18 protein-coding genes are annotated in these 22,718 nt (G+C 33.9%); 14 read left to right on the forward strand and 4 right to left on the reverse strand.

Annotated elements, in window-relative coordinates:
* Window positions 1-9 precede the first annotated feature (9 nt).
* The 3 genes from JI750_RS06390 (at window position 10) to JI750_RS06400 (ending at window position 2,597) form a co-directional block, all read left to right on the forward strand.
* Window positions 10-516, forward strand: coding sequence for a GNAT family N-acetyltransferase (locus tag JI750_RS06390; protein WP_201999457.1), 507 nt, complete (start codon window positions 10-12; stop codon window positions 514-516).
* 70 nt (window positions 517-586) lie between these two features.
* Window positions 587-1,342, forward strand: coding sequence for an SDR family NAD(P)-dependent oxidoreductase (locus JI750_RS06395; protein ID WP_201999458.1), 756 nt, complete (start codon window positions 587-589; stop codon window positions 1,340-1,342).
* A 109-nt stretch (window positions 1,343-1,451) separates the two neighbouring features.
* Window positions 1,452-2,597, forward strand: coding sequence for an ATP-binding protein (locus tag JI750_RS06400; RefSeq protein WP_201999459.1), 1,146 nt, complete (start codon window positions 1,452-1,454; stop codon window positions 2,595-2,597).
* Between the two features lie 96 nt (window positions 2,598-2,693).
* Here the strand turns inward: JI750_RS06400 and JI750_RS06405 are convergent, their stop codons facing one another.
* Window positions 2,694-3,437 (reverse strand): DUF3298 and DUF4163 domain-containing protein, encoded by a 744-nt coding sequence (locus JI750_RS06405; protein ID WP_201999460.1) that lies wholly within the window; start codon window positions 3,435-3,437, stop codon window positions 2,694-2,696.
* 104 nt (window positions 3,438-3,541) lie between these two features.
* Between JI750_RS06405 and JI750_RS06410 the strand changes: the two genes are divergently transcribed.
* The gene (locus tag JI750_RS06410; protein ID WP_201999461.1) at window positions 3,542-4,684 is read left to right on the forward strand and encodes a cystathionine gamma-synthase; all 1,143 of its coding nucleotides are present in this window, start codon (window positions 3,542-3,544) and stop codon (window positions 4,682-4,684) included.
* Between the two features lie 89 nt (window positions 4,685-4,773).
* On the opposite strand, the gene JI750_RS06415 is transcribed toward JI750_RS06410, so the two are convergent.
* A complete protein-coding gene (locus tag JI750_RS06415) occupies window positions 4,774-5,565 on the reverse strand; it encodes a THC0290_0291 family protein (RefSeq protein ID WP_201999462.1) in 792 nt (263 codons plus the stop codon).
* Between the two features lie 327 nt (window positions 5,566-5,892).
* On the opposite strand from JI750_RS06415, the gene gdhA reads away from it, so the two are divergent.
* The 5 genes from gdhA (at window position 5,893) to JI750_RS06440 (ending at window position 14,415) form a co-directional block, all read left to right on the forward strand.
* Window positions 5,893-7,236: an NADP-specific glutamate dehydrogenase gene (gene gdhA / locus JI750_RS06420; protein ID WP_201999463.1), complete on the forward strand. Its 1,344-nt coding sequence runs from the start codon at window positions 5,893-5,895 to the stop codon at window positions 7,234-7,236.
* A 123-nt stretch (window positions 7,237-7,359) separates the two neighbouring features.
* Window positions 7,360-9,645 (forward strand): type IX secretion system anionic LPS delivery protein PorZ, encoded by a 2,286-nt coding sequence (porZ, locus tag JI750_RS06425; protein WP_439649346.1) that lies wholly within the window; start codon window positions 7,360-7,362, stop codon window positions 9,643-9,645.
* Window positions 9,646-9,739: 94 nt separating this feature from the next.
* Window positions 9,740-10,453, forward strand: a complete 714-nt coding sequence (gene recO, locus JI750_RS06430) for a DNA repair protein RecO (RefSeq protein WP_201999794.1) — start codon at window positions 9,740-9,742, stop codon at window positions 10,451-10,453.
* A gap of 130 nt (window positions 10,454-10,583) precedes the next feature.
* Window positions 10,584-14,024 carry an isoleucine--tRNA ligase gene (gene ileS, locus JI750_RS06435; protein WP_201999464.1) on the forward strand — a complete coding sequence of 1,147 codons (3,441 nt, stop codon included), beginning with the start codon at window positions 10,584-10,586 and terminating at the stop codon, window positions 14,022-14,024.
* Window positions 14,025-14,034: 10 nt separating this feature from the next.
* Window positions 14,035-14,415: a TraR/DksA family transcriptional regulator gene (locus JI750_RS06440; protein WP_012022792.1), complete on the forward strand. Its 381-nt coding sequence runs from the start codon at window positions 14,035-14,037 to the stop codon at window positions 14,413-14,415.
* Window positions 14,416-14,668: 253 nt separating this feature from the next.
* Here JI750_RS06440 and JI750_RS06445 read toward each other — a convergent pair whose 3' ends face one another.
* Together JI750_RS06445 and JI750_RS06450 are read right to left on the reverse strand one after the other, a co-directional pair.
* A complete protein-coding gene (locus JI750_RS06445) occupies window positions 14,669-15,049 on the reverse strand; it encodes a hypothetical protein (protein ID WP_111365661.1) in 381 nt (126 codons plus the stop codon).
* A 35-nt stretch (window positions 15,050-15,084) separates the two neighbouring features.
* A complete protein-coding gene (locus JI750_RS06450; RefSeq protein ID WP_091494460.1) occupies window positions 15,085-15,441 on the reverse strand; it encodes a roadblock/LC7 domain-containing protein in 357 nt (118 codons plus the stop codon).
* 181 nt (window positions 15,442-15,622) lie between these two features.
* On the opposite strand from JI750_RS06450, the gene JI750_RS06455 reads away from it, so the two are divergent.
* The 5 genes from JI750_RS06455 (at window position 15,623) to JI750_RS06475 (ending at window position 22,668) form a co-directional block, all read left to right on the forward strand.
* Window positions 15,623-15,838 carry a hypothetical protein gene (locus tag JI750_RS06455; RefSeq protein ID WP_201999465.1) on the forward strand — a complete coding sequence of 72 codons (216 nt, stop codon included), beginning with the start codon at window positions 15,623-15,625 and terminating at the stop codon, window positions 15,836-15,838.
* Between the two features lie 119 nt (window positions 15,839-15,957).
* Complete coding sequence (locus JI750_RS06460; RefSeq protein WP_201999466.1) at window positions 15,958-16,554, forward strand: lipoprotein signal peptidase; 597 nt, start codon at window positions 15,958-15,960, stop codon at window positions 16,552-16,554.
* Between the two features lie 84 nt (window positions 16,555-16,638).
* Window positions 16,639-19,797 carry a UvrD-helicase domain-containing protein gene (locus tag JI750_RS06465; RefSeq protein ID WP_201999467.1) on the forward strand — a complete coding sequence of 1,053 codons (3,159 nt, stop codon included), beginning with the start codon at window positions 16,639-16,641 and terminating at the stop codon, window positions 19,795-19,797.
* Between the two features lie 82 nt (window positions 19,798-19,879).
* The gene (gene kbl / locus JI750_RS06470; protein ID WP_201999468.1) at window positions 19,880-21,073 is read left to right on the forward strand and encodes a glycine C-acetyltransferase; all 1,194 of its coding nucleotides are present in this window, start codon (window positions 19,880-19,882) and stop codon (window positions 21,071-21,073) included.
* Between the two features lie 113 nt (window positions 21,074-21,186).
* A complete protein-coding gene (locus JI750_RS06475) occupies window positions 21,187-22,668 on the forward strand; it encodes an OmpA family protein (RefSeq protein ID WP_201999469.1) in 1,482 nt (493 codons plus the stop codon).
* The last annotated feature ends 50 nt before the right edge of the window (window positions 22,669-22,718 follow it).

A 22,718-nucleotide genomic window follows, 5' to 3' on the forward strand; every position in this document is an offset into this window, starting at 1 on the left:
GTTCTGAAAATGATATACCTCGAAAAATTTGAGAAAAAAGATTATTCTGAATTGATTAATTCTGTCAAAAGTGCAAAAGATTTAATGCAATTTGGAGGACCAGAGTTTTCTTTTCCTTTAACAGAAGAGCAAATAGATAAAACGCTTTCTAATGAAAATAGGATTGCTTTTAGAGTCGCAAATATTTCTAATGACAATACTATCGGACATTGTGAGATTTATTTTTACGATGGTTTTGCAAAATTAGGACGAATCTTGATTATGGATCAAAGCCAAAGAGGAAAAGGAATTGGCGAGCAAATGGTGACTTTGTTGTTGCAATATATTTTTGAAAACAGGAAAGAAAGAAATATTGAATTGAATGTTTTCGATTTTAATATTGGTGCACAAAAATGTTATGAAAAAGTTGGATTTACTTTAAATCCCGATAAAAAATATTTAAGGGAAGTAGATGGAGAAACTTGGACGGCACTCAATATGGTATTGGATTTAGAAGAATGGAAAAATAAGAATTAAAAATATTTTGCCACAGATTAAAAGGTTTTAAAAAGACATTTTAATCTGTGGCAAAAAATAAAAACATATAATGAAAAAGACAGTTTTAATTACTGGTGCTACGAGCGGAATTGGAAAAGCAACTGCTCAAATTCTAGCAAAAAACAATTATAAAGTTGTTCTCTGCGGAAGACGAACAGACCGTTTAGAAGAACTTCAAAAAGAACTTTCTGCTTTTACAGAAGTTTACTCTTTAGCATTTGATGTTCGTAATAAAGAAGAAGTTCTAGAAAAAATAGGAGCTTTGCCAAACGATTTTGCTACAATCGACGTTTTAATTAATAATGCAGGGAATGCCCACGGCTTAGATCCGATTCAGAATGGAAATTTAGATGATTGGGATGCGATGATTGATATTAATGTAAAAGGACTTTTATATGTGTCAAAAGCGATAATTCCGCAGATGGTTGAGAGGCAATCTGGACACATTATTAATATTGGTTCGACAGCAGCAAAAGAAGTTTACCCTAACGGAAATGTATACTGCGGTTCTAAACACGCCGTTGATGCCATTACAGCAGGAATGCGAATCGATTTAAATCCATTCGGAATTAGAGTTGGAGGGATTCATCCAGGAATGGTAGCCACAGAATTTAGCGAAGTCCGTTTTAAAGGCGACGTTGAAAGAGCTGCAAATGTTTATAAAGGATTTGATCCGCTGCAGGCTGAAGATATTGCCGATATCATTCACTTCGTGGTTTCAAGACCTTATCATGTAAACATTGCAGATTTGGTTGTCATGAGTACAGCTCAAGCATCTTCGACGATTGTTAAAAAGAATATTTAAAACTAGACTATTAGACTTCTTAGAAAATCAGATCTTTAGTTTAACTTAGAAATCTGAAAATCAATCTAAGAAGTCTAAAAACCTAAGTCAGTCTAATAATCTAAAAAGAATGATTAATAAGCGCCTTTTAATTAAAAATCTCCTCGCTCATAATGACGAAAGCAGTTTTTATGATAAAAAAAGGCAATTGAATCTTCATTCCAGAGAAGGAAAAGGAAAATTCTTAAAGCACATTTGTGCATTATCCAATTCCAACCCAAACAATAATTCTTATATCGTAGTTGGAGTAGAAGATCAGGATAACGAAATTGTCGGTGACGATTTCTTCGATGATAGCAGAATTCAGAATCTGGTCAATGCTTTTTTAGAAAATCCACCTAAAATTCAATATGAGAATGTCCCTTTTCCAAACCTTCCAAAAGATAAAGTAATCGGTCTGGTTACTATTAAGCCTAAAAGTAAAATTTCTTACTTTAAAAAGGGCATCCATACTATTCTTGCTAACAGTGTTTTTATAAGACGTGGCAGTAATTCTATTCCTTTAGAAGAACACGAGGAAATCGAAAAAAGCAATCAGAATACAGAAACCGTAATCGGAATAGAAAATAGTTCTCGAAATAGTATTCAATATACCTTAGACGGGGTTATCGATTTTATGAATTTCAGACATAAAGATATGTCGCCAAAATATCGTGTTTTCAAAGAATTGTTTGTAATCTGTTGGGCTGGGGTTCCAAAAAAACTGCGAGATAAAACGTATTTATCTCGTGTTGATATTGAATTGATAAACGAACAGATTAAACTTTTTTATTCTGCTCAAGATGTTGTAACTATTTTTTATAATGATGATAGTTTTACCATTACAGAATATGTTCCGCTGGGTTTAAATGACAAAACGAGTTATTATCCGTTAGAAGAGCAAACGATTCATTTTTTTGATAATGGTTATTATAAAATCGATCGTCAGATGCTTTTTCAGCCACCAGAATTCAACAGAAAAATGTTGCATCACATTTATAATTCTAATATAGCTCTGCTAAGAAAACTTGAAAAAGAGATATCATTATCTGAGCGTGAAATGAAAGATCTAGAGAATCTGCCTTCTACTTTTATGATTTGTCATTTGAATGGTTTTGAAGAAGCAAGACAAAAATTAATTGATGCAAAATTGCTTTTAAAGCCTTATAAAAATATTTATTCTTCTTTTAAGGAAGCTTTACGAGTTTTGCGTAAAATGAAGTATGATGTTCAATAGAAAGGTGCAAAGGTTCAGAGCAACAAAGTGACAGAGTTTTTCCTGTCGAGGCGCACTGCCGTGCATCTACGTTTGCTGAATTTATTTTTTAATTATTTATCTAAAATTCAAATATTGCTGTACTTCATCATAAGGAAATATAAGTTCTTTAGGACCGTCTGCATAAGATGCGGCTTCGTATGAATTGTAATATAAAAGTAAACCCGCAGAAGTATAGAAGATGTTTTGAGGAAGTTGAAACTTGTCATTTTCAAACATCAAACCTGTAGCGTTAATATTGGCTTTTTCTGGAATTTTATATTTTGACCTGAATGTTTTTTCAGCGAAAGCTTTAAACTCTTTTTCATTTTTAAACAACTGTTTATTGAAAATGGTTTTTCCTGTTTTTTTATCGAATAATAGAGAACGATAACCTTGATAGCCGTGGGCGCCGCCAGTAAAAGTGTAGTGGTCAATTTTAAGGTTTAAAACTTGATCAGATTCAAATTCTACATTTCCAATTATTTTAGCTTCCCAACCAAAAGTATCGTTTGGAAATTTTTGATGCATTTCTTCATAGGAAACAATAAAAGATTTTGCCAACGATTTATAATCATCGACTTTTACTGAATCTTCTTCGAAAAATACAATCTCTTTTATAACAGCAAAAACTTTTTTATTGATGCTGTCTGATGTTACTTTAATATTTTTAGCAATTGGAACTTCTATCGTGATTTTCGGGCAGTCATTTGCACACGGGATAGTAGATTTCTCTTCAAACGTTTCATTTTCAAATGAAAGCTCTTTTTTGCAACTTGTAAAAATCAAACACAAAAAGATTATAAATAAGTAATTTTTCATATCAAAAAGTGTTAATTATGTACAAAGGTAAGAAGTTGTGTCGCGAAAAAATAAATTAAGCGGTAAATTTGTAAAAGAATTAAGGAATTTAAATTTATAACTATATGAAATTCAATACAAAAGTAATACACGGCGGACAGTATCATGATCCAAGTACAGGTGCAGTTATGCCACCAGTGTATCAGACTTCAACATTTGTGCAAACAAGCCCAGGGAAACCTTTGGCAGATTACGAATACAGTAGAGCTTCAAACCCGACTCGTACTGCTTTGGAAGATGCTTTGGCAAGTATTGAAAACGGAACCCGCGGATTGGCATTTTCGTCTGGTCTTGCAGCTACAGATTGCGTTTTAAGATCTTTTAAAGCTGGAGACGAAATCATTGCAATGGATGATTTGTATGGCGGAACATACAGAATGTTTTCTCGCGTTTATAAAGATTCAGGTATTAAATTTCATTTTGTTGATATGACAAATATTGATAAACTGAAAAGTTTAATCAACGAAAATACGAAGTTAATCTGGGTAGAAACACCAACCAATCCGTTGATGAAATTGGCAGATATTCAGGAAATAGCAAAAATTACTCAAGAGAAAAAAATTCTTCTTGCCGTAGATAATACTTTTGCAACTCCATATTTGCAAAAACCTCTAGATTTAGGAGCAGATATCGTGATGCACTCTGCAACAAAATATTTAGGAGGACATTCTGATGTTATTGCTGGAGCTTTAATTGTAAAAGACGCAGCCCTTGGAGATCAATTGCATTTTCAGCAATTTGCAACAGGAGCAACTCTTGGACCAATGGATAGCTTTTTAGTTTTAAGAGGAATTAAAACTTTGGCTTTAAGAGTTCAGAGACATTGTGAGAATGGTGAGAAAGTGGTGGAATATTTGAGTAATCATCCAAAGATTAAAACGGTTTATTATCCTGGTTTAAAAAATCATCCATTTCATGAAATTGCAAAGAAACAAATGAAAGCTTTTGGAGGAATGGTTTCATTCGATTTTAAATCAGGTAAAAAAGAAGATTCTATTGCATTTTTAGAAAAACTGAAAGTATTCACATTAGCTGAATCTCTTGGTGGGGTAGAATCATTGGCTAATCACCCAGCATTAATGACTCACGCTTCTATTCCTGCAGATAAAAGAGCAGAAGTTGGTATTACTGATGATTTGGTAAGATTAAGTGTTGGTATTGAAGATGCAGAAGATTTAATTGCAGATTTAGAACAAGCACTTTCTTAAAAAAGAAATCCCAAAATATAAAAATCCCAAATTCCAGAACTATTAAAAGTGGAATTTGGGATTTTTATATTTTGGAATTTGGGATTTTTCTAGAATTCTAAATAATAGATGTATCCAAAGTTAAACCAAACCTGCCAATCGTTAGATTTGTTTTCTTTGTAAATATCTTTATTTGGGTTTAATCCGTCAATCCAATCTGAGCTGTACATATGAAAACGAGTTTCAAACATTAGATCGCTCATGTCAGTTAGTTTGTAGTGTACACCCACCGCCGCCGTAGCAGCTAAAGCTACGCCAGTTTCAGTAGAAAAACCATGTGCACGTCCGTCAGATGGAGTTAAATATTTTCCTGGAGTATTGGCAGGAAGTGTAATGTCTCCTAAATGAGATCCAACTTTTGCTGAATAATAGCTTACTTGAAATCCAAAAGCGCCATACGGACTGAAGCTACCAACTGTGTTTTCGAAATCGTGAATTTTCATAAAAGGAGAAAATTCTAGCTGTGCTCCTAAACTTACTATGCTAGAGCTGGCGTGCATGTTTCTTAATTGCGTTGCAAATACCCCATTAGGTTTGTATTCAACCCACTGGCCATGATGTTTTAAGGTAGTTTTGCTGTATGAAAGGTCAGATCTTACTTTAAAATGTTCTGTAAAATAGTTTTCTCTATTGTTATTGGCAGAGAAGTTTATGAAGTGCATGATTCCAATGCCAAAGCCTGTGTTTCCGACATTATTATCAAAGTTGTTTCTTTCTCCAAAATCGGACTGCAAAGTGACTGGTCCTGCATAGATTCCGATCTCTTGGGCCAATCCTTGTGCTGATACAGCAGTTGAGATGCCCAGTAAGGCAAATAATGTGATAAATAGGTGCTTAGGCATTTTTTAGGGGCTTACAAATCGAGGCAAATATATAAAAAACATAATCGATTCAAAATATTAAATCGCTGTATTGAAAAATAAGTAACAAAATACTTAATTTACTAACTTTTAAAAGGTGATTTGCATGTAAACACCTACATGAAAAATGTGTTTTTTTTGGAATGTTTGAAAAAACCACAAATCGATTCAAAAAAGTGAAAAATGTAACATCGAATCATTATTTGCTATATCTTTGTCAGTTAAAACGAAAACGTTTTCTTAAACACAATTTCTTGTTTTTATACGAGTGAAAATTAAATCTAAATTATCTGAAAATTTATTTTAAAGATGGAACAAAAAATAAATGAATTTATGGCTCTTGTTGAGTCAAAAAATCCAAACGAGCCAGAATTTCTTCAAGCAGTTAGAGAATTTGCTGAAACAGTAATTCCGTTTATTTCTGAACGTAAGAAATATGATGGAAAGAATATCCTTTTAAGAATCGCTGAACCAGAAAGATCAATAATATTTAGAGTTCCATGGGTAGACGATAAAGGAGAGATTATTGTAAACAGAGGTTTCAGAATTCAGATGAACTCTGCAATTGGACCTTATAAGGGAGGAATTAGATTTCACCATACAGTAAATTTATCAGTCTTAAAATTCCTTGCTTTCGAACAAGTTTTCAAAAACAGTTTGACAACTCTTCCAATGGGTGGAGGTAAAGGAGGTTCTGATTTTGATCCAGAAGGAAAATCAGACGGAGAAATTATGCGTTTCTGCCAGTCATTCATGACAGAATTATGTCGTCATATTGGTCCAGATCTTGACGTTCCAGCTGGAGATATCGGTGTAGGAGCAAGAGAAATTGGATATTTGTTCGGACAATATAAAAGAATTAGAAATGAATTTACTGGAGTTTTAACTGGAAAAGGTTTGGCGTACGGAGGTTCATTAATTAGACCAGAAGCTACAGGATATGGAGTAGTATATTTTACAGATCAAATGCTTCGTACTATCGGACATGAGATTAAAGGTAAAAGAGTAGCTATTTCAGGATTCGGAAACGTAGCTTGGGGAGTAGCTTTAAAAGTGAATGAATTAGGAGGTAAAGTTGTTACGATCTCTGGACCTGATGGATACATTTATGATGAAGAAGGAATCTCTGGAGAAAAAATTGACCATATGGTTGAAATGAGAGCTACTGGAGATAATAGAGCAGAAAGATATTTAGAGAAATATCCAAATGCTATTTTCCATAAAGGAAAAAGTCCTTGGGAAGTAAAAGTAGATATCGCTATTCCATGTGCTACTCAAAACGAATTAAACGGAGACGATGCTAAGAAATTAATTGATAATGGTGTTTTATGTGTTACTGAAGCAGCAAATATGCCTTCTACATTAGATGCTATTAAGCTTTTCTTAGACAGTAAAGTATTATTCGCACCAGGAAAAGCTGCAAATGCTGGAGGTGTTGCCGCTTCTGGATTAGAAATGACTCAAAACTCAATTCGTTTAAACTGGACAAGTGAAGAAGTAGACTTGAGATTGAAAGAAATCATGATCGGAATTCATAACCAATGTAAAAAATATGGTGCTGAAGAAGACGGATATGTAAACTACGTAAAAGGAGCAAACATTGCCGGATTTGTAAAAGTTGCCGATGCTATGCTTGCACAAGGTGTTGTTTAAGATTTACTTACTACTATAAAAATACCCTCGATTGTCTGGATAAGATATCGAGGGTATTTTATTTGTGCTAAAAATTAAATAAAATCTTGATTGTAGTATATTTGCCCTAATCGAATACATTAAATGATGAAAAAAGTATTTTTCTGCAGTTTGTTTTTACTTCTCATTCAGTTTTGCGGAGCGCAGAGCAAACTCTCTTGGCAGGGATATTTTTCATTTAATGAAATAAAAGATATTTCAGAATCGACTACAAGTGTATTTGCTGCTTCAGAAAATGCATTGTTTTCAAAAAATACAGCAACAAATATTCTTAAGACAACAACTACGGTTGATGGACTCTCAGGTCAAACTATTTCTGCGGTTTATTATAGTGAATCATTCAAAAAAACAATAATCGGTTACGATAATGGTTTAATGATTTTGATTAATGATGTTGACGGAAGTATTCTAAAAATAGTTGATATAATCAATAAACAGCTACCGGCTAATACTAAAAAGATCAATCATTTTTTGGAAGACAATGGAGTGGTCTATGTTTCTTGTGATTTTGGAATCGTGCAATTCAATTTGAAAACTTCACAATTTGGCGATACATATTTTATTGGTGATAACGGAGCTGAAATAAGCGTAAAACAAACCACCGTATTTAACGGATTCATTTTTGCAGCAACATCGAGCGGGATTAGAAAAGCGGATAAGACAAATCCTAACCTTGTAGATTATAATCAATGGGGAGTTGTAAATGGAGGAAGTTGGTCTAGTGTAGAGACTTTAGATACTGAACTTATCGCAATAAATGATTCTGGATATATTCATAAATTCAACTCAAATATTTTTGTCGGGTTTTTGCAATTGCCTCAGGCAGCTTTAGACACAAGAGCAAAAAATCATAATTTATTCGTTACTACTGCCAATATGGTTTATGTGTATAATAATCAGATGGTGCTAAATCGTCAGATTACAAATACTCAGGTTTTAGATAATACCCTAAATTTTAGCTGTGCTAGTGCGGTTGGAAATCAGATTTTTATCGGAACAAAAGAAAAAGGTTTGTTTGTTTCTGCTTTAAGTAACGCAACGACTTTCGAAAATAGCACACCTAGCGGTCCAATACGTAATAATATTTTCTCTATAGATGCGGGTTCAAGTACTTTATGGGCAGTGTATGGCGATTACGATGTTTCCTATAATCCGTATCCTTTAGATAGTTATGGAATTAGCCGATTTAATGCTTCAGGATGGTTGAATGTTCCATATTCTGACGTGTATGATGCAAAGTCAATAACAAGGATAAGTATAAATCCGAATAATGAAAAATATGTTTATGCTAGTTCTTTTTTTTCAGGATTATTGAAAATTGAAAATGATGTTCCGACTCTTTTATATAATGAGGAAAATAGCGGTTTGGAGTCTATTACAACGGAAGGGCCAAATTATATAGATGTTAGAATCAATGCGACAGCTTTTGATAAAGCTGGGAGTCTTTGGGTGACTAATAGCAGAGTCAAAAACGGATTGAAAGTTTTAAAAACAAATGGGCAGTGGAGTAGTTATGCAATGACCTCAATTTTGGGCGATGCAGAAGCAGAAAACTATTCAAGTATAGCTGTCGATCGCAATAATGTAAAGTGGATTGGAACATACAGAAATGGAGTTGTTGGGTTTAATGAAAACGGCAATGTATTCAAAAAAATGACTTTTGGTGCTGATGCAGGTAATTTACCAATAGAAGATGTTAGAACTCTAGCGATAGATACAAAAAATCAGCTTTGGATAGGAACAACAAAAGGGTTGAGGGTCTTGGCTAATGTCTCGAGTTTTCAATCAGAAAGTCAGTTAAAAGCAAATCCAATTATTATAACCGAAGATGATTTGGCTCAAGAGCTACTCTATGAACAATTTGTAACCTCTATAGCCGTTGACGGATCGAACAATAAATGGATTGGAACTGCAGATTCTGGAGTGTTTATGGTTTCGCCAAATGGGCAAGAAACCAAATATCATTTTACAATAAACAATTCGCCACTTCCAAGTAATTATATAAATGATGTTAAGATAAATCCTAAAACTGGAGAAGTCTTTATTGCAACTAATAAGGGATTAGTTTCTTTTGGCGGAATTGCAACAGAAGCAAACGATGATTTGAGTAATGTATACGTTTATCCTAATCCTGTGCGTCCGACGTACACTGGGACAGTAAAAGTTGCTGGATTAATTGATAAAGCAAATGTCAAAATTACAGATATTGAAGGGAATTTAGTTTACGAAACAACTTCTTCGGGCGGAACAATTGAGTGGGATACAACGGCTTTTGGTAAATATAAAGTAGCATCTGGTGTTTATATGGTTTTTATTTCTGCAGAAGATGGAGGGGAAACTAAAGTTAAGAAAGTTATGATTATACGTTAGTCTGAAAGTCAAAAGTCAAAAGTCAAAAGTCGAAAGGCTTCAAAGGCAAATGTCTAAGAAGTCTAATAATCTAGTATCTAAGAAGTCTAAAAAAGTGCTCGTCAAAACCAAAGCCATAGTAATCTCTTCTTTAAAATTTCAGGAAAAAAGCTTGATCGTAAAATGCTTTACACTTTCCAGCGGACTGAAATCTTATTTTGTACGCGACGCTTTTTCAAGTCGAAAGGCAAGTCAGAAGATTGCTTATTTTCAGCCATTTTCGATTTTAGAAATTGAAGCGGTTCATAAAAATAAAGGTACTTTGGAAAATTTCAAAGAAATAAAAAGTGCAGTTCCTTTTCAAAGTATTCATACTGATATTGTGAAAAGTACAATGGTGATGTTTCTTTCTGAAATGCTTCATTATTCGATTCAAGAAGAAGAAAAAAATGAACAGCTTTTTCTGTTTTTAGAAACCGCACTGACTTGGCTCGACCATCATGATGAAATTTTCAATTTTCATTTAATTCTGCTTTTAGAAATCACCAAATATCTCGGTTTTTACCCAGATCTTTCAGAGAATAATCTTCCTTTTTTTGAAATGAACGAAGGTGTTTTTATACATTTCCAAAGCGGAAATGTATTGTCTGAACACGAAACCAATTTGTTTAAAAAGCTTTTAGAGTTAAAATTTGATAACGATCAAAAAGTTTTTCATGTTTTGGAGAGACAAATTCTTCTGAAAATTATAATCGATTACTACAGTTTGCATTTGGAAGGATTCAAAAAACCTAAATCTTTAGAGATTTTAAAGGAAGTTTTCTCTTAAATCTACTAAAAGGCTATTTTTTGTTGCGGAATATACCTGAAATTTCCTGAAATCGGTCTTTTTTCCGTTATCTTTTCTCTATTTTCCTCAAAATTCCTTACTTTCGCACCTCGTTTAAGAAAAGGATAAAATGAGTACAAAATTTACTGAATACAAAGGACTTGACTTACCAACTGTAGCGTCTGAAGTTCTTGATTTTTGGAAGAAAGAAAATATATTTGAAAAGAGTGTAACAACTCGCGAAGGTGCTGAGCCTTTCGTATTTTTTGAAGGTCCGCCTTCAGCAAACGGATTGCCTGGAATTCACCACGTAATGGCACGTGCGATTAAAGATATTTTTTGCAGATATAAAACTCAAAAAGGTTTTCAGGTAAAAAGAAAAGCCGGATGGGATACTCACGGTTTGCCTGTAGAATTGGGTACCGAAAAAGAATTAGGAATTACAAAAGAAGATATTGGTAAAATCATTTCTATTGAAGAATATAACGAAGCGTGTAAAAAAACCGTTATGCGTTATACAGACGTATGGAATGATTTAACTGAAAAAATGGGTTATTGGGTTGATATGGAAGATCCGTACGTGACTTATAAACCAAAATATATGGAATCGGTTTGGTGGCTTTTGAAACAAATCTATGATAAAGGTTTGTTGTACAAAGGATACACAATTCAGCCATATTCTCCAAAAGCAGGAACAGGATTGTCTTCTCATGAGGTAAATCAACCTGGAGCTTACCGTGATGTTACAGATACTACAATTGTGGCACAATTTAAAAGTGTTTCAAAATCTGAGGAAGGTGCAAATGAAGTTGAAAGAGCTTTTAAACTAGATAAATCTTCTTTCGGATATAATAATGAATTTTATTTCCTTGCATGGACGACAACTCCTTGGACATTGCCATCAAATACTGCTTTGACAGTGGGTCCAAAAATCGACTATGTTTTAGTTAAAACTTTCAATCAATATACTTTTGAGCCAATCAATGTTGTTTTGGCTAAAAACTTAGTTGGAAAACAATTCGGAAAAGGATATTTCGTAAGTGAAGATGATGCTGATTTTGACAATGTGAAAAACGGGGACAAAAAGCTTCCGTACAAAATTTTAGCTGAAACAAAGGGTGTTAATTTAGTTGATATCCGTTACGAGCAATTATTGCCTTATGTACTGCCTTATGAAAATGCTGAAAACGCATTTAGAGTAATCGCAGGTGATTTTGTTACAACTGAAGATGGAACTGGAATTGTACATACAGCTCCGACTTTTGGTGCAGATGATGCTAAAGTGGCAAAAGAAGCAAAACCAGAAGTGCCACCAATGTTGGTTTTAGACGAAAACGGAACAGCTGTTCCTTTAGTTGATTTACAAGGAAAATTCACTTCACATTTAGGTGATTTAGCGGGTAAATACGTTAAAAACGAATATTACGATGCAGGACAAGCGCCAGAGAAATCTGTAGATGTTGAAATCGCTATTCGTCTTAAAGAAGAAAACAAAGCTTTTAAAGTTGAAAAATACGTGCACAGTTACCCACACAGCTGGAGAACAGATGAGCCGTTATTATATTATCCACTAGATTCTTGGTTTATCAAAGTAACCGATGTAAAAGATAGAATGTTCGACCTGAATGAAACTATCAATTGGAAACCTAAATCTACTGGTGAAGGACGTTTTGGAAATTGGCTTAAAAATGCTAATGATTGGAACTTATCTCGTTCTAGATATTGGGGTATTCCTTTACCAATTTGGAGAACAGAAGATAAAACAGAAGAAGTTATTATCGGTTCTGTTGAAGAATTGTACAATGCAATCGAAAAATCAATCGAAGCAGGTTTCCAGAAAGAAAATCCGTTTAAAGGATTTGAAATCGGAAATATGTCTGAGTCAAATTATGATTTAATTGACTTGCACAAAAATGTTGTTGATGCTATCACTTTGGTTTCAGCTTCTGGAAAACCAATGAAGCGCGAAAGTGATCTAATCGACGTTTGGTTCGATTCTGGCGCAATGCCGTATGCACAATGGCACTATCCTTTTGAGAACAAAGACAAAATTGATGGGAACAAAGATTTTCCAGCGAACTTCATTGCCGAAGGAGTAGACCAGACACGTGGATGGTTCTATACCTTACACGCTATCGGAACTTTGGTTTTTGATAAAATAGCATACAAAAACGTAGTTTCAAATGGCCTTGTTTTGGATAAAAACGGAATTAAAATGTCTAAGAGTAAAGGAAATACCATAGACCCGTTTAAAACCATTGCAGAAAACGGTCCAGATGCTACACGCTGGTATATGATTATGAATGCAAATCCGTGGGATAACTTGAAGTTTGACCTTGAGGGAATTGCTGAGGTTAAACGTAAATTCTTCGGAACGCTTTACAATACCTATTCATTCTTCTCGTTATATGCTAACATCGATGGATTTAAATATGCTGAAGCTGAGATTCCGTTAAACGAAAGGCCAGAAATCGATCAGTGGATTATTTCTGAATTACATTCGTTAATTAAATTTGTTGACGAATGCTACGAAGATTACGAGCCAACAAAAGCGACAAGAGCCATTTCTGACTTCGTTCAGGAAAACTTAAGTAACTGGTACGTTCGTTTATGCCGTCGTCGTTTCTGGAAAGGAGAATATGCAAAAGATAAAATTGCAGCTTACCAAACGCTTTATACTTGTTTGCTTACAATCAGTAAACTAAGCGCTCCAGTAGCTCCATTTTTTATGGATAAATTATATCGTGATTTAACAACTTCGACGGGAACCGAGGATTTTGCTAGTGTTCACTTGGCTGAATTCCCAAAATTTGTCGAAAACTTTGTTAATAAAACGTTGGAGAGTAAAATGCAGAAGGCGCAAACGATCTCTTCTTTGGTGTTATCACTACGTAAAAAGGAGATGATTAAAGTTCGCCAACCTTTGCAAAAGGTAATGATTCCAGTACTTGACGACAATCAGCGTACTGAAATCGAAGCAATTTCTGATCTTGTAAAAGCCGAAGTAAACGTTAAAGAAATCGAACTTTTAGACGATGCTTCTGGTATTTTGGTGAAACAAATTAAACCTAATTTTAAGGCTCTTGGACCACGTTTTGGAAAAGATATGGGATTGATTTCTAAGGAGATACAAGGTTTTTCTGCGGAGCAAATCAATGAGCTGGACAAGCAAGGAACGCTAGATATTGTTATTGCAGGAAATAGTGTAACTTTATCACTAGAAGACGTCGAAATAACATCGCAGGATATTGAAGGATGGTTGGTTGCAAATTCAAATGGAATAACGGTTGCGCTTGACATCACAATATCTGAAGAGTTGAAAAATGAAGGTATCGCGAGAGAATTAGTAAATAGAATACAAAACATTCGTAAAGATTCAGGATTTGAGGTTACGGATAAAATTAATGTACAAATAAAAAGAGACGGAATCTTAGAAGAAGCCGTTTCAAAAAATGAAGACTATATAAAGTCAGAAACATTAACAGACAAACTGGTTTTTGTTGACGCTTTAGAAAACGGCACAGAAATTGAGTTTGATGATATTAGAACAATGATATTAATTTCAAAATAAGTATAATACCATGATAGATGAAATTACAAGATACTCAGACGCTGATTTAGCGGAGTTCAAAGAAATAATACAAGCAAAAATTAAAAAAGCACAAGAAGATCTTGATTTGATCAAAAGTGCCTATATGAACGATTTGAATAACGGAACTGACGATACTTCTCCAACTTTTAAAGCTTTTGAAGAAGGAAGTGAGACCATGTCAAAAGAAGCAAACTCTCAGTTGGCTATCAGGCAAGAGAAATTCATTCGTGACTTAAAAAATGCTTTATTCCGTGTAGAAAATAAAACTTACGGTATCTGCAAAGTAACAGGTAAATTAATTAGCAAGGAAAGGCTTAAAATTGTTCCTCATGCAACAATGAGTATCGAAGCTAAAAACTTGCAGAGATAATTATAAAAGTATCTTATCAAATAGAAAAAACGCTCCTAATTTTAGGAGCGTTTTTTTTTGTTTAATGTTTGATGAAGCTTGGTTTTGAAGCCATAAGTTGTTATTGAAAGAAATTATTTATAACTAGTCGAAATTAATTAATTTTAATGACGAGTCTTTTTGTAAGAATAAAACAAGTAGAATTACCTAGGAGTAAACACAAAAAAACCGCCTTAATGAATGGCGGTTTTTTAAAAGTAAAAATGTTACATCATTATGCTAGATTTTTTTCAACGTCTGCTTTGTGTTTTCTTAAAATAGCTCTTGTCATACCTAAATTTGCTTTTGAGGCATCTGCAGCAAGATAGATCATGAATTTTTTGTTAGGAGAAATATCGATAATGTGAATTTGATTAGAAAGTGTAATCAAAATATCTTCGATGTCCTGGTTTAAGTTTAGTGCTTTTACGGCACTCAACTTAGCTTTTACAACTTCTAAGTTATAGGCTGCGGCTAATTCAGGATCAAAACTTGGATCGATAGTTAAATTTCCAAAGCTTAATCCAGATTCAATTTCTGTTACTGCTACAGCGATAAAGCCGTTTACGTTGCTTTTCATTTCATTTAAAAACACGTTTAAAAAATCGTTGCTCATAGTTCGTTTGGGTTATTTGTTAATAGAATTTTATGTTATTTCAATAGAGAATTTTTACTTAATTCGGCAGAAACTTCTTCTGTAGAACGCATTAACAATGCTAGATTGCTTCCTTCTTTAGAAAAAGCAACAATAAAGTTAGAGCCACTTATTTTGTTTCCAACAATAACGCCTTCGGCGCTTTTTAGATATAATTGTTTTAAAGAGCCTTTTTCCAAATCAATTAGGAATTTTTCGCTCATAGATAAAATTGCGGCGCTCATTGCGGCAATACTGTCTCCGTAATCTAGATTCAGTGAGGTGATTAACTTGCCTTTTCCGTTTAATATTAAAGCTGCAGTAGATTTTGTGCTGACTAGAAAGTCGTTTAGTGTAGTTGTGATTTCGTTCATGATTTTGTAGGATTTTGGAAAGAATGATAAATTCAGTTCATTTGGTATTTGGATTTAAAAATTAATTCGCGTTTAACCTAAACAAGTGTTAATTTTTATTAACAAATATAAATTAAATTATGTATCATTGTAGTACCAAATCAGTAATAATTTAAATTATTTACTACGAAAAACTTACATTATGGCTAAAGTATTGAAATTCAAAGAAGTAAACTCTGATGTAGAGCGCAGAATGAAGGAATTTGAAAAACTGCGCATTAAGTTTAAAGCTGATGTAAAAAAGGGAGAAGCTAAGAAATTGGCGGCCGGAAAAGAAAGCAAAGGAATATTCAAATCCATTTCAGAATTTTTTTCCGACAGTCCAAAAACACCAGCAAAAGCTGTTGTAAAAAAGTAAACTTTATAAGGTTTAGATTAGCAGATAAACTTGTTTAGTTTGTTAGAAAAGAATTAACGCTCCTTTAGGAGCGTTTTTTTTGATTAAATTGTTATTTTTGCCCATCAAAAAATTATAAAATGTCATTACGAAAAGCGTATTTCCTTATATTCTTAGTTTTAATTGTTGATCAGCTTTCTAAAATTTATGTCAAAACAAATTTCGTTTTAGGCGAAGAAATTGTAATTGCCGATTGGTTTAGAATTCATTTTATTGAAAATGAAGGAATGGCTTGGGGAACTAAAATACCTGGAGAGTATGGAAAGTTAATTTTGACAGTTTTCAGAATTTTTGCTGTTTTCGGAATTGGTTGGTGGCTTTCTGATTCTATTAAAAAACGCCATTCTACATATTTAGTAGTTGCTATTGCATTAATCTTTGCGGGAGCAGCAGGAAATATTATTGATTCTGTTTTCTACGGAGTTATTTTTGATGACAGCACACATAACTTAGCAACTATTTTCTCGCCAACTCCTTACGGAACTTGGTTTCACGGTCTAGTTGTGGATATGTTCTATTTTCCAATTTGGGAAGGAAATCTTCCAACTTGGCTTCCAATATTTGGTGGAAAACATTTTGCATTCTTCAATGCTATTTTTAATGTTGCCGATGTAGCAATTTCTACAGGTGTGGGTATACTTTTGGTTTTCAATAGAAGAGCTTTTCCAAAAAGCTAATTTTGTCAATTTCTCAATTTTATTTGATTTTTTAATTAATAGTGCGTTAGAAGTGCTATTTTTACGATATAAAAAATCAAAACTATGCAAAGTCCGTCTTTTTCCATTTATGATGCTTCTGCGGGATCAGGAAAGACGTATACTTTGGTAAAAGAATATTTGAAAATTATTCTTTCTTCTCCAAAAAACGATGCATATAGAAATATTTTAGCAATTACTTTCACCAACAAAGCGGTTCATGAAATGAAAAGCCGTATTGTTGGAAATCTGTCTGAATTTGCAAAAGATGATCCGTCTCCAAAAGCAGCCGATTTGATGGAAGACTTGTCGCGTGATACAGGGCTTTCAATTATTAAAATCAAAACCAAATCGCAACAAATCATTAAGCACTTAATTCATAATTATGCTGCTTTTGATATTTCTACAATTGATAAATTTACGCATAAAGTTATCCGTGCTTTTGCGCATGATTTAAATCTTCCAATGACTTTTGAGGTTACATTGGATACCGAAAATTTATTGGTTGAAGCTGTTGATGCCATTATTGCGCAGGCGGGCGAAGACGAAACTTTAACCAAATTGCTCATCGACTTTACAATGGAAAAAACCGATGACGACAAAAGTTGGGATGTTTCTCGTGAAATTCTCGATACCGGAAGATTGGTTTTGAATGAAAACAATCGAAACGAGATTTTGCATTTTCAAAACAAAACAATCGGAGAGTTTGTTGAGATTAAAAAGAAAATGCAAGCGCTTTGCAAAGAGCTGGAAGATGTAAATGAAGGCCTCGCAACTAAAGCAATTGAGTTAATTGATAAAAACGGAATTGACCCAAAATCATTTTCAAGAGGAACTTTTCCAAACCATTTGCAGAGTATTCGAGATGGAAAGTTCAATTCAAAAAATAAAACCTTTCATGAGTTTGATGATATTGCAATTAACAAAACGGCAAAAGACCGAGCTTTAATTGAAAATATTATTCCAGAACTACTTCAGATTTTAAAAGAGGTTTATCAGAATTTCGAAAAAAGAGATTTTTATAAGGCCTTTCTAAAAAATATTACGCCTCTTTCTTTGCTGAATACCGTAAGTAATGAACTTGCTAAAATTCAGTCTGAACAAAATATATTATCCATTTCAGAATTCAATGCGATTATTCACCGCGAAATTCAGAACCAGCCGGCTCCTTTTATTTATGAACGTTTAGGGGAGCGTTATCGTAATTTCTTTATTGATGAATTTCAAGATACATCAGAAATGCAATGGCAGAACTTGATTCCGCTTATCGATAATTCGCTTTCTGGCTTAGACGATTTTGGAAATAAAGGAACTCTTATGATTGTTGGAGATCCTAAACAATCTATTTATCGCTGGCGCGGAGGAAAAGCAGAACAGTTTATTGAGTTGAGTAAAGAAGAAGTAGCTTTTTTCCATCACGAAAAAAAGGTGAAGCATTTAGATACCAACTATAGAAGTTATAGTGAGGTTATCGAATTTAATAATGCTTTCTTTAAATTGATTTCCGCTGAATTTACAAATCAAGATTATAAAGATTTATACGAGAATCATAGTTTTCAAAATACGAATTCAAAAAAAGGCGGTTATGTAAATATTTCTTTTCTGCCGATTGCTGAGAAAAATGAATTTGTGGATGAAGAAGAAGTTCTAGAAAAATCAGATTTGTATGTTTTAGCAACTTTAAATACGATTCAAGAAGTAGTTAAACAAGGTTTTGAATATAAAGATATTGTAATCCTGACTAGAAAAAGAGATCAAGGAATTGCGGTTGCCAATTATTTGACAGAACAGGGAATTCCTCTTCTTTCATCGGAAACTTTGATGATTCAAAATGCATCAGAAGTTCGCTTGATAATTCATCTTCTTAGGTATTTGAATAATAGTTCAGATTTAGAATCGAAAGCTAATTTTTTGCATTTCTTGGCTTCAAGTAAAGATTTGGCAATGCCGGTGCATGATTTTATTGCTTTGGGAATGAGTCGAAGATTTGAAAAAGAATTTGAGGAATGGCTAATGACTTTTGATGTCTCTTTTTCTTTTGAAGACGTTCGTAAAAAATCTTTGTATGAAGCGGTTGAAATTATTATTTCTAAATTCATTCTTCCATCAGAAGGAAATGCCTATGTGCAGTTTTTTCTAGATATTGTTTTAGAAAGAGATATTAGGAATCAAGCTGGAGTTGCAGATTTTTTAATTTTCTGGGATAAAAATTCAGAGAAATTTAGCATTCCATCTCCAGAAGGAAATAATGCTGTTCGAATCATGACTATTCATAAATCAAAAGGGTTGGAGTTTCCAGTTGTAATTATGCCTTTTGCAGATGAAGATTATAATAGAAAACCAAAAGATAAATTGTGGCTTGATACGGAAGAAATAGATTTGGGGGTTCCAAAGGCTTTAGTTGATAATAGCAGTGCTGTTGAAAGCTTTGGAGAAAGTGCATCGGCAGTTTTTAATTTAAAAAAGCAAGAAGAGCTTTTAGATAATATAAATGTGCTTTATGTTGCTCTTACTCGTGCTGAAGAGCAATTATATGTGATTTCTCAATCACTAAAAGCTAAAAGTGATGGAGAATATCCGAACAATATGGCTTCATTTTTTATTAAATTTTTGATTCATGAAGGAATTTATGATGAAGAAAAATTGAATTATGAATTTGGAAATAAAATTCGATTATCAAAAGCTACCCAAACAGTTGATATTGTTAAGTCTATTCCGATTGTGAGAGATGTTTTGAATCCTAAAAATATTAAAATTGCGCAACGCGAAGCTTTAATGTGGGGAACGCATCAACAAGAAGCTATTTCGTATGGGAATATTGTGCATGAGATTTTGGCTTTTGTTAAAGATAAATCAGATGTAGATTTGGCGGTAACTAAATCTATTGAGAACGGTCTGATAACTTATGATCAGGTAGGTCAAGTTTTAAAAACTTTAAAAGAAATTGTGAATCATCCAGAACTGAATGTTTGCTTTGACGGAAAAGATACAGTTTTAAACGAGCAGACTATAGTTCAGAAAGAAGGAAGAATTTTAAAGCCAGATAGAGTTGTGTTTTTAGAGAATAAAAATGCCTATTTGCTGGATTATAAAACAGGAGCTGCGAATGTAAAATATCAGCAACAAATTCAGGAATATCAAGATGCAATTGAAGATTTAGGCTACATAGTGTTAAAAAAGGCCCTTGTGTATATTGGAAGGGAAATTGAAGTGGTAAATTTGTGAAAAAATTAATCAGATGTTAAAGAAATAACGAAGCTTTATTTTGGTTAAGTTGTTAATTTTTAACGTTTTAAATAAATAAAAAATGTACGGTAAAATAAAAGAACATCTGCAAAAGGAATTGCAGACGATTGAAGAAAATGGAATTTTCAAAAAGGAAAGAATTATTACTTCTCCACAAGGTGCTGAAATCAAAATTTCAACTGGAGAAACAGTATTGAACTTTTGTGCTAACAATTATCTAGGGCTTTCTTCACATCCGGAAGTAGTGCAGGCGGCTAAAGATGCAATGGATACGCATGGTTTCGGAATGTCATCTGTCCGTTTCATATGCGGAACACAGGATATTCATAAAACATTGGAGAAGAAAATTGCTGATTTTTATGGTACAGAAGATACTATATTATATGCAGCTGCTTTTGATGCTAATGGTGGCGTTTTCGAACCTTTGTTAGGGGAAAATGATGCAATTATTTCAGATAGCTTAAATCACGCTTCTATTATTGATGGAGTTCGTTTGTGTAAAGCAGCCCGTTATCGTTATGAAAATAACAATATGGAAGATTTGGAACAACAATTAATAAAAGCAAATGAAGCTGGAGCGCGCTTTAAATTAATTGTTACCGATGGAGTTTTTTCTATGGATGGTCTAGTGGCGCCATTGGATAAAATTTGTGACCTTGCTGATAAATATGATGCTATGGTAATGGTGGACGAATGTCATGCGGCCGGTTTTATCGGAGCGACTGGAAAAGGAACTCTTGAAGCAAAAGGAGTGATGGGAAGAGTAGATATTATTACTGGAACTCTTGGAAAAGCTTTAGGGGGAGCGATGGGAGGATATACGACTGCTAAAAAAGAAATTATAGAATTGTTACGTCAGAGGTCTAGACCTTATCTGTTTTCAAATTCATTAGCGCCCGCAATTGTTGGGGCTTCAATAAAAGTATTTGAATTATTAGAAAAGGATACAACGCTTCGTGATAAGCTAGAATGGAATACCAACTACTTTAAAGAAGGTATGAAAAAAGCAGGCTTTGATATTATTGATGGAGATTCTGCAATTGTTCCAGTTATGCTATACGATGCAAAATTATCTCAAACAATGGCAAACGAACTTTTGAAACAAGGAATTTATGTTATTGGTTTTTTCTTTCCAGTGGTTCCAAAAGATAAGGCTAGAATACGAGTGCAGTTGTCTGCAGCACATGAAAAAGAGCATTTAGACAAAGCGATTAATGCCTTTACAGTTGTCGGTAAAATGTTAAAAGTTATATAATTACCACTTCAGTTAAATTTTTGTAGGTTTTTTTTAACATTTCATTTTGTATTTAAAAAATTTGGTGTTACTTTTGCTTGTAATTAACTAAATTGTAATTAAAAAAATTAAGTATGAAACATCTTAACAAACTTTTAGTTGCTGTATTGATGGCGATGGGTTTAAGTTCTCACGCGCAAGACAGTAACAATCCATGGGCGATCTCTTTCGGGGTTAATGCTGTGGATACTAGAACAAGTTCAGGTGCTGGTCATGGTTTCTTTGACCAACACTTTTCTCAGCCATTCGCTGTAAAAGACAACTGGAATATTCTTCCTTCTCTATCTTACATTGGTGTAAATAGATATGTAGGACATGGTTTCTCAGTTGGTTTACAAGGGTCTGTAAACAAAATTGATAAAGCCGTTTATTTTGATTGGTCACACCCAGGTGTTGATGGAAGAGGTAATTATGTGTCGAATCCTGGTGATCTAATGTACTACGGAATTGATGCTACTGTTAAATATAGCTTCCAAGAATTAATCAAATCTAAAGTAATCGATCCATCGTTATCTGTTGGTGGTGGTTATACTTTCTTAGGAGATGATAGTTTTGGAACTGTTAATCCAGGAGCTGGAGTTACTTTCTGGTTTACAGATGCAATTGGGCTTGAACTTGCTACAAGATATAAATGGGCTGTTGCTGCGGGTTCAGGGGACAACCCTGGAAGAAATGATAACAATGGAGTAATTGATACTCCATCTCATTTCCAACATACTGCTGGTTTAATCTTTAAATTCGGAGGTAAAGATACTGACGGAGATGGAATCTATGACAAAGATGATGCTTGTCCAGATGTTGCTGGTTTAAAACAATTCAACGGATGTCCTGATACTGACGGTGACGGAATCGTTGATGCTTCTGACGCTTGTCCAGATGTATTTGGTTTAGCTGCATTAAACGGATGTCCTGATACTGACGGTGACGGAATCGCTGATAAAGATGATGCTTGTCCAGATGTTGCTGGTTTAGCTGCTTTAAAAGGTTGTCCTGATACTGACGGTGACGGAATCGCTGATAAAGACGATAAATGTCCTACAGTTGCTGGTCCTAAAGAAAATGGTGGTTGCCCATTCTTAGATGCTGACAAAGATGGTGTTGCTGACAAAGATGACGACTGTCCTACAGTTGCAGGTCCTGCTAGTAACAGAGGATGTCCAGAAGTAACTTCTGAGGCGTTAGAAGATCTTAAAGTTCAAGCTAGAGCGGTATACTTCAACTCAGGAAAAGCTACTTTCAAAACTGGAGACAAAGAAACTCAAGCTAGATTAGATGCTATTAAAGAAATCCTTAAAAACTATCCAAACGCGAAATTCTCTATCGAAGGACACACTGATAGTACAGGTTCTGCTAAAATCAACCAAAAACTTTCTGAAGATAGAGCTAAAGCTGTGTTAGATGCATTAGTTCAAAGAGGTGTTAACCCAGAGAACTTAGAGTCTAAAGGATTTGGATCTAGCCAACCAGTTGCAAGTAACAAAACTGCTGCAGGTAAAGCACAAAACAGAAGAACTGAAATTAGACACATTGGTTCTAAATACCAAGGTAAACTATAATTAGTTTTCTAAATAAATATGAAAAGCCATTCTTAATTGAATGGCTTTTT

The organism is Flavobacterium tagetis (assembly GCF_016735615.1).
Lineage (GTDB): Bacteria > Bacteroidota > Bacteroidia > Flavobacteriales > Flavobacteriaceae > Flavobacterium > Flavobacterium tagetis.

Bases quoted from the DNA above. Each gene is read 5' to 3' on its own strand.
- JI750_RS06460 (WP_201999466.1), top strand. From the start codon at position 15,958: ATGTCATTACGAAAAGCGTATTTCCTTATATTCTTAGTTTTAATTGTT.
- JI750_RS06405 (WP_201999460.1), bottom strand. From the start codon at position 3,437: ATGAAAAATTACTTATTTATAATCTTTTTGTGTTTGATTTTTACAAGT.
- JI750_RS06415 (WP_201999462.1), bottom strand. From the start codon at position 5,565: ATGCCTAAGCACCTATTTATCACATTATTTGCCTTACTGGGCATCTCA.
- JI750_RS06455 (WP_201999465.1), top strand. From the start codon at position 15,623: ATGGCTAAAGTATTGAAATTCAAAGAAGTAAACTCTGATGTAGAGCGC.
- gdhA (WP_201999463.1), top strand. From the start codon at position 5,893: ATGGAACAAAAAATAAATGAATTTATGGCTCTTGTTGAGTCAAAAAAT.
- JI750_RS06450 (WP_091494460.1), bottom strand. From the start codon at position 15,441: ATGAACGAAATCACAACTACACTAAACGACTTTCTAGTCAGCACAAAA.
- kbl (WP_201999468.1), top strand. From the start codon at position 19,880: ATGTACGGTAAAATAAAAGAACATCTGCAAAAGGAATTGCAGACGATT.
- JI750_RS06395 (WP_201999458.1), top strand. From the start codon at position 587: ATGAAAAAGACAGTTTTAATTACTGGTGCTACGAGCGGAATTGGAAAA.
- JI750_RS06410 (WP_201999461.1), top strand. From the start codon at position 3,542: ATGAAATTCAATACAAAAGTAATACACGGCGGACAGTATCATGATCCA.
- JI750_RS06445 (WP_111365661.1), bottom strand. From the start codon at position 15,049: ATGAGCAACGATTTTTTAAACGTGTTTTTAAATGAAATGAAAAGCAAC.
- JI750_RS06465 (WP_201999467.1), top strand. From the start codon at position 16,639: ATGCAAAGTCCGTCTTTTTCCATTTATGATGCTTCTGCGGGATCAGGA.
- JI750_RS06440 (WP_012022792.1), top strand. From the start codon at position 14,035: ATGATAGATGAAATTACAAGATACTCAGACGCTGATTTAGCGGAGTTC.
- ileS (WP_201999464.1), top strand. From the start codon at position 10,584: ATGAGTACAAAATTTACTGAATACAAAGGACTTGACTTACCAACTGTA.
- JI750_RS06400 (WP_201999459.1), top strand. From the start codon at position 1,452: ATGATTAATAAGCGCCTTTTAATTAAAAATCTCCTCGCTCATAATGAC.
- porZ (WP_439649346.1), top strand. From the start codon at position 7,360: ATGATGAAAAAAGTATTTTTCTGCAGTTTGTTTTTACTTCTCATTCAG.
- JI750_RS06390 (WP_201999457.1), top strand. From the start codon at position 10: ATGATATACCTCGAAAAATTTGAGAAAAAAGATTATTCTGAATTGATT.
- JI750_RS06475 (WP_201999469.1), top strand. From the start codon at position 21,187: ATGAAACATCTTAACAAACTTTTAGTTGCTGTATTGATGGCGATGGGT.